Annotated in this window: 5 protein-coding genes; 2 read left to right on the top strand and 3 right to left on the bottom strand. The window is 63.6% G+C overall.

Features of this window, described 5'->3' with window-relative positions; translation table 11 throughout:
• Window positions 1–1169: 1169 nt before the first annotated feature.
• Window positions 1170–1598 carry a cobaltochelatase CobT-related protein gene (locus ABIB99_RS43525; protein ID WP_354182045.1) on the top strand — a complete coding sequence of 143 codons (429 nt, stop codon included), beginning with the start codon at window positions 1170–1172 and terminating at the stop codon, window positions 1596–1598.
• Here ABIB99_RS43525 and ABIB99_RS43520 read toward each other — a convergent pair.
• From ABIB99_RS43520 to ABIB99_RS43510, 3 genes are read right to left on the bottom strand one after another with little or no spacing between them, the layout of a single operon-like run.
• The gene (locus tag ABIB99_RS43520) at window positions 1570–2604 is read right to left on the bottom strand and encodes a tripartite tricarboxylate transporter substrate binding protein (RefSeq protein ID WP_354182043.1); all 1035 of its coding nucleotides are present in this window, start codon (window positions 2602–2604) and stop codon (window positions 1570–1572) included. The two genes, ABIB99_RS43525 and ABIB99_RS43520, sit on opposite strands and share 29 nt — an antisense overlap.
• A gap of 22 nt (window positions 2605–2626) precedes the next feature.
• Entirely contained in the window at window positions 2627–4714 is a 2088-nt protein-coding gene (locus ABIB99_RS43515; protein WP_354182041.1) for an acetate--CoA ligase family protein, read from the bottom strand.
• 3 nt (window positions 4715–4717) lie between these two features.
• Complete coding sequence (locus tag ABIB99_RS43510) at window positions 4718–5509, bottom strand: enoyl-CoA hydratase/isomerase family protein (RefSeq protein ID WP_354182039.1); 792 nt, start codon at window positions 5507–5509, stop codon at window positions 4718–4720.
• Window positions 5510–5615: 106 nt separating this feature from the next.
• Here ABIB99_RS43510 and ABIB99_RS43505 point away from each other — a divergent pair, with 106 nt between their 5' ends.
• The gene (locus tag ABIB99_RS43505; RefSeq protein WP_354182037.1) at window positions 5616–6401 is read left to right on the top strand and encodes an IclR family transcriptional regulator; all 786 of its coding nucleotides are present in this window, start codon (window positions 5616–5618) and stop codon (window positions 6399–6401) included.
• Window positions 6402–6480 lie beyond the last annotated feature (79 nt).

Raw genomic sequence — 6480 nt, 5'->3', positions numbered from 1 at the left:
AGCCGCCCCGGCCAATGTGATGAAGTCGCGCCTTCTCATCGCAGCCTCTCGGTCCGGACCACGAATTTAACGCCACTGCTTGGTACGCCGAAAGGCGGTAATTGTCGCATTTGGGTCAATTTCGGAAGTCGGCACTTTAATCCGTTAGGGTCAGGTTTACCCCTGCGAACGGACATCCCGCAACCCAAGGCCATTTCTGAAAAGTGACCAACGGAAGTTACCCAACTGATGCCGCCAAAAGAAAGAACCGCCCGAAGGCCGGCAACACGACGACGATCTATGATGCGGGCGGTCGCAACGTCGGCAGGGTCACAACGAACCGACAATAGGGCACACCGCGATGCTGACCATGCGGATGATCGGCGTGCGGCACTAGTGCGGAAGTGCTCGGCTTCAAGGGGCGAGCCCCATAAACGTTCGTATAGGTCCGTGATCCCTTACGTTAATTGAGCCGCTGATCACGATCGTCTTAGCTAGGGCATGCGGTAGCCTCCCGCTATCGCTGCCCTCCTTGGGCGTTTCCTCCCTGACTTGGGCCGCTTGTGGCAACGCAGGCGGCCTTTTCTTTCGAGATAAAGTTGCGGCAACATGAAGCGACCGACCGATGACCAAATCCTCACCGCGCTGTGCTGTGGTCCGAAATGCAAGATCGGGCCCAATACCGGGTATTGCCATCGATGGGACTTTAGCACCGAGCTGATGCGCATTCGTGCACTGCTCGACAACATGGGAGTGCCATGATGACAGAGACCAAGATCGAGCCCACGCAAACGAAGTCGAGGGCGCAGCGTGAGACGCGGGCCAACAAGAAGCTGATCGTCACCAGGGTGAAGGCCAAGGGCATCAGCAAAGACGGTCAACATCAAGACGGTCAAGGCGCGGGCGGACCATGGAGAAATTCGCCAAGGCCGGCGTGACCACCCGCGTCGTCGCTTACGACAAGGTCGCGCTCGGCGGCGGCGGCATCCATTGCTCCACCGCGCCGTTGATCCGCGACCCGCTCTGACGACGGGTCGAGAACCGACCAGCCGGTTCCCTTGCGGGCGCACAGCGACGAGCGTGCGCTCGATCCGCCGAAAGCCGATTCGGTTTCACGACCGCGCGCTGGAAGGGCGGCCGGAGCCGGAAAAAATGGCTGAGCGACCGCCAGCCGCCCCCATCCCGGGCGATTGAACGACCTGCTGCACATCATCTATTGCGGCGCCGGCGAGACGTTGAGCGCGCGACACTGCGCCGCGATGCTGCGGCCAGACCTCGTCAAGGAGAATATCGACGGCGAGGCCATCGAATGGGCCGCGTGGCGTTTACGCCGGCGCGAAGAAAGGCGGAAACATCTGATCGTGCTGTCCGACGGTGCGCCGGTCGACGATTCCACATTGCAAGAGAATGGCGACGGCTATCTGAACCAACATTTGCGTCGCGTCACCGGCGAGATCGAGCAGGCCGGCGACATCAGACTTGCGGCGATAGGCATCGGCCATCCGGTCGAGCCGTATTACAAGGAAGGCATCACCATCAGCTCTCCTGAAGAGTTGGAGAGCACACTGATTCAGCTCATCAACCGGCTACTTATTGCACCTCGATGTTCGCGTCCTTGACCAGCTTGCGCCAGCGGTCCTCTTCCTGCCCGACGTAGCGATCGAGCCCTTCCGGAGAGCCCCCAACCATGATGAGGCCTTCGTTCGCCTCGAGTTGCTTGAAACCACCGGACTGAACGGCCTTTGCCACCGCCTGATTCAAGCGTGCAATCACGGGAGCGGGTGTCTTGGCCGGAGCGTACAATCCGTACCACGACTCTGCAGCATAGCCGGGCACCCCCGCCTCGGCGACGGTCGGCAACTGCGGAAACGCGGCCGAACGCTCGGCGGATGTGACAGCAAGCGCGCGGAGCTGGCCCGCGGCCACCAGCGAGGCCGCGCTTGCCACGGTGGTGAACATCACGTCGATCTGCCCACCGAGGAGATCGCTGATCGCAGGCGCCGCGCCCTTGTAGGGCACCGCCGTCATCTTGACCTTCGCCATCGCATTGAACAGCTCGCCGGCGAGATGAGCCGAAGTGCCGGTGCCGAACGTACCGTAATTGAGCTTGCCCGGATTCGCCTTGGCCTCGGCGATCAGATCGGAGATCGAGTTGATCTTGGATGCCGGATTGACGACGACGATATTGAACGACCGCGCGATCAGCGAGACCGCCGCGAAATCCTTGTGCGGATCGAACGGCAGCTTGTTGTACAGGCTCGGGTTGACCGCGTGTGCGAAGGTCGCCATCAGCAACGAATAGCCGTCGGGCTCGCTCGTGGCCACAGTCTGGGTTCCGACGATGGTCCCGGCGCCCGGCTTGTTCTCGATGATGACGGATTTGCCGAGATCCGCCTGGATGTCCTGCGCTGTCGTTCGCGCGATGATGTCGGTCCCGCCACCGGCTGCGAAGGGCACCACGATCTTGACGATCTTTTCGGGATATTCGGCGCGCGCCGGCGCCACTCCCAGTCCCGCGACCACCGGCAAGGCGGCACAGGCGAGGGTGGCGAGGTTCAGCCAGCGCCGCGCGGCGAAACCCTTCCCGCGAACGCCATCGTGATTGATGATTTCGCCAATGGCCATCTGGAACTCCATCCGATTTTGTTCAGACATTGAGAACAACCAATCCGTCTGCCGCCTTCACGCCCTGGCCCGCCGGCAGTACAAACACCGGGTTGATTTCAGCCTCGACGAGGCGGTCGCCGAGCTGCGCAACCATGCGCGAGAAAGCGACGATCGTTCCTGCGAGCGCTTCGACATCGCACTTTGGCCGGCCCCGAAAACCGTCCAGCAGCGGCCATGCGACGAGATCGCGCGCCATCGCTCTAGCCTCGGACAGACCGAGGCCGCCTTCGGGTGGAAGCAGACGCATCGTCGTGTCCTTGAACAGTTCGGCGGTGACGCCGCCCATACCGAGAAGGATCGCGGTGCCCAGGGGATCGCGATACATCCCGAGAATGATTTCAACGCCGCCTGAGATCATCTCCTGAACCAGAAACCGTTCGGCTCGCTTCCCGGTCCTGGCCTCGACCTCCTCCGCCATCGCGGTCAGGCGGCCGCCAATCGTCTCGGCGGTCAGGTTGACCGCGACGCCGCCGACGTCGCTCTTGTGTGCGATCTCGCGAGAGAGAATCTTGAGCACGACCCGGCCACTGAGGTCGCGCGCCGCCTGTTCCGCTTCGCCTGATGTTGCGACCACCTTCTCCGCCACGATCGGAACGCCGAAACCGGCGAACAGGGCCTTGGCCTGTGCCTCATCCAGCGATCCCGCCGGGAAGTCGCTGATATCGACCGTCGGCTCGATCGAGCCGGATGTCTGAACCTGTTCCGGCAGTCCGGCCTGCAAGAGTCCGTCGAGCGCAGCGGCGCAGCTTTCGGCGGACGTATAGGCCGGAACGCCTCGCCGGGTGAGGACGGAGACCACGTCAGGCGCGTAAGGACTCACATAGGCAATGACGGGCTTGTCGCTCATCGGCAGGCAGTCGTGGATGGCATCGGCCATCAAAGTTGGCGATCCCACGGCTGACGAGCCGACAATGATGGTCAGTGCGTCGTAGGAGGGACTTGCGAGCAGGATGCGGATTGCGGCGCGAAGCAGATCCGGCTGCAGACCGGCCAAGGTCACGTCGATCGGATTGCGATCGAGCGCGGCGTGCGATCCCGACTGCAAGGCACGCAATTGCGCGGCCGTCTCAGTGTCGGGAGCGGGCGTCACAAAGCCCGCGACGCCGAGACTGTCGGACACGATCGTGCCGGCGCCGCCGGTCGAGGTGAGGATCGCCACACGCCTGCCGGACAGCTTCCATCCCGCCGCAAGGGCTGCGGGAATGTCAAGCAGGTCATCAAACGTTTTCGCGCGGATCACGCCGAGCTGCCCGAACAAGGCGTCGTACATGCGGTCGGAGCCCGCAAGCGCCCCGGTGTGCGAGACGGCCGCCTTTGCACCCGCTTCCGAGCGCCCGATCTTGAGGGCGACGACGGGTTTGCCGGCGCGTCGTGCCTTGAGGACCGCCTGCCGAAAGCGAGCCGGATTGCGGATCGCCTCGATATAGAGCGCAATGACCCTGGTTGCACCGTCATCGGCAAGAAAGTCGATGAAATCAGCGAGCTCGAGATCGGCTTCGTTGCTGGTCGACACCAGCTTGGACAGCCCTACCCCGCGCGCGGCGGCGCGCGACAACAAGGCGCCGAGAATGCCTCCGCTTTGCGAGACCAGTCCGATCGCGCCGGTCGGGAAGTGATCCATCGCCAGCGCGCCGGATGCCGAGAGCACGATACTGTTGGTGAGATTCACCAGGCCGATCGTGTTCGGCCCGAGAATGCGCATGGATCCTGCGGCTTCCATGAGCTGCTTCTGGCGCTCGGCGCCTGCCGCCCCGGTTTCGGTGAAGCCGCTGGCAAGAACGATTGCCGCGGCAGCTCCCCGCTCCGACAATTCGCGCACCGCGATATGCGCGCGCTCCGCACCGAGCAGGACAATGCCGACATCGGGCACGCCGGGCAGCGAAGCGACGTCGGCGTAGCAGGCCAGACCGCCGATTTCCGCGACCTTCGGATTGACGGGATAAATCTTACCCGCAAAGCCGTGCTTCTGGAGATAAGAGACCGGCCGCCCCGCCGTCTTGCTTGGGTCTGCCGATGCGCCGATGATTGCGACGCTGCGCGGTCGGATCAGGCGTTCGATGGCATCCATCGCTCAATCCTTCGACGAGGATTGGGCGAGGAACGCCGTCACGGCGTCCCGATGCTCCGCGCTGGTGTAGCAGATGGCCTGCGCCTGGCTGCCGAGACTGAAAATGTCATGTGCGGAGTGCTCGAAGGTCTCGTTCAGGATCTTTTTGCCCAGCGCGAGCGCGGTGGGAGACCCCTGAGCCAATTCGGCCGCCCAGGCCTGCGCCGCCGGCAGCAGCTCGGTCGAGGCCACCTTGCGATCGACGATGCCGAGCGAGAGCGCTTCATCGGCCTCGACGACGCGCCCTGTGAAAATCAGCTCCTTTGCCTTCGCAAGCCCGACCCGGCGAGGCAGGAAATACAGGCCGCCGCCGTCGGGTATCAGGCCTCGCTTGATGTAGGACCAGGTGAATTTCGATCGTTCCGTTGCCATGACGAAGTCGCAGGCAAGCGCGGTGTCCGCACCGAGGCCCGCCGCGGCGCCGTTGACGGCGGCAATCGTCGGTTTCGGCAGGCCCAGCAGGAACGACTGCACGTGGTGCACGCCCTGCTGACGGCTCCATCCGTTGAATGCGACTTCGCCCTGCGGCGCTTCGAGCCGGCGCTTCATTCCGCTGATATCGCCGCCGGCGCAGAAGGCGTTGCCGCGCCCGGTCAGCACCAGGGCCTTGATCGCCCTGTCGCGGGAGACGGTTTCGAGCGCACTGACGAACTCGGTGCGCATGTCGTCGCTCATGGCATTGCGCCGTTCCGGCCGGTTGAATGCGATCGTCGCGACACCGGCGTCGACGGAAAACTCGATGAGCTGATAGGACATGGCAAGCTCCGTGGTTGGAGTTCTTCTTCCCGGTGCCTATAGCGGCTTGCAACCTCCGGAACATCCCCCTAATTCCACTGAGTGGAAATGCCGCGGGAGGCTGGATGTGGTGCAGGCGCGCAGATATGCGGGCGGGGTTGATGGCAACCGGTCGCTCGAAAGGGGCATCGAAATCCTTCGGGCTTTCCGGCCCGGCGTCGACACGCTGGGCAACGGCGAGATTGCGGAACGAACCGGATTGCCGCGATCGACGGTCAGCCGGCTGACACGAACGCTGGTCAATTCCGGGATGCTCGACCAGGTCCGCACCGAAAGGGCCTACCGCCTGGCCGCGTCCGTCATCAGTATCGGTCACGCGATGCGGACAGGATCACCCGTGCTCAACGCGATCGGCGCGATGATGCGGGCAGAATCGGCGAAGCGCCGGCTCAACGTGGGGCTTGCGACCGCGGATCGAACCATGATGGTCTACCTCGAATCGATCCGCTACAGCCCCCGCGCGGCGCTGCGCAACGTGGTCGCCGGGCAGCAGGTGCCGATGGAGTTGACGTCGCTCGGTCGTGCCTATCTGGCCGGCATTGCCGGGGCCGAGCGCGAGCGATTGCTAAGACTGTTCAAACGGCGCGGCGATGCGGCCACGAAGGCGCTGCTTGCGGACGTCAGGACATCGATCAGCTCCGTCGAACGCGACGGCTATTGCGCGGTGTCGTGGCAGCCTGCCGTTCTTGCCGTCGCAACGCCCATCGTGCTCGACGGGCTTCCCGTCTACGCACTGAACATGAGCCTGCAAAATGTCGATCGGTCCGATGCACTGGCGAGCGAGATCGGCTCGTACCTCAACGCCTTCGCAGCCAAGTGCAAGGAGGCGCTGGCGGGTCGTGAATCCGAATGACGCGATGGCCGACGAAGAGGGGCGCTATCGCATCTCCGGGGTTCCTCCGGCCGTCGAGCGAACAATCAAAAAGCGAATT

The sequence above is a fragment of the Bradyrhizobium sp. LA6.1 genome, assembly GCF_040547805.1.
Lineage (GTDB): Bacteria > Pseudomonadota > Alphaproteobacteria > Rhizobiales > Xanthobacteraceae > Bradyrhizobium > Bradyrhizobium barranii.
This window is presented reverse-complemented; position numbering and strand designations above follow the sequence as displayed.